This window comes from Stutzerimonas azotifigens, assembly GCF_013522725.1.
Taxonomy (GTDB): domain Bacteria; phylum Pseudomonadota; class Gammaproteobacteria; order Pseudomonadales; family Pseudomonadaceae; genus Stutzerimonas; species Stutzerimonas azotifigens_A.
Window position 1 is genome coordinate 1 of sequence record NZ_JAAMRF010000028.1, and the last position, 774, is coordinate 774.

The 774-nt window shown below is 66.8% G+C and carries 1 protein-coding gene; it reads right to left on the minus strand.

Annotated elements, in window-relative coordinates; all coding sequences use genetic code 11:
* The coding region (locus G7026_RS22850) for an FAD-dependent oxidoreductase (RefSeq protein WP_181073272.1) at positions 1-774 on the minus strand (774 nt) is incomplete at both ends.

Below are 774 nucleotides of genomic sequence, written 5' to 3' on the forward strand. Positions count from 1 at the left end.
ACTCGATCAGGGTCACGTGGGCGACGATGCCGGCGAGATCGATCGCCGCTTCGACACCGGAGTTGCCGCCACCGATCACCGCCACGCGCTTGCCCTTGAACAGCGGGCCGTCGCAGTGCGGGCAGTACGCCACGCCCTTGTTGCGGTATTCCTGCTCGCCGGGGACGTTCATTTCACGCCAGCGCGCGCCGGTGGCCAGGACGATGGTCTTGGCCTTGAGCTCGGCGCCGCTTTCGAAGCGCACGGTGTTCAGCCCGCCAGGCTCGGTGCAGGGCACCAGGGCGGCGGCGCGCTGCAGGTTCATGATGTCGACTTCGTACTGACGTACGTGCTCTTCGAGGGCGCGGGCCAGTTTCGGCCCTTCGGTCTCCTGCACGGAGATGAAGTTCTCGATGGCCATGGTGTCGAGCACCTGGCCACCGAAGCGTTCGGCCGCGACACCCGTGCGGATGCCTTTGCGGGCGGCATAGATGGCTGCCGAAGCGCCTGCCGGGCCACCGCCGATGACGAGCATGTCGAAGGCGTCCTTGGCGTTGAGCTTGGCGGCATCACGCGCGGAGGCGCCGGTGTCGATCTTGGCGAGGATCTGCTCGACGTCCATCCGACCCTGGCCGAACAGCTCGCCGTTGAGGTAGAGACTCGGCACGGACATGATCTGGCGCTGCTCGACTTCGTCCTGGAACAGCGCGCCGTCGATGGCGACGTGGCGGATGTTGGGGTTGAGCACCGCCATCAGGTTCAGCGCCTGGACCACGTCCGGGCAGTTCTGGCAGG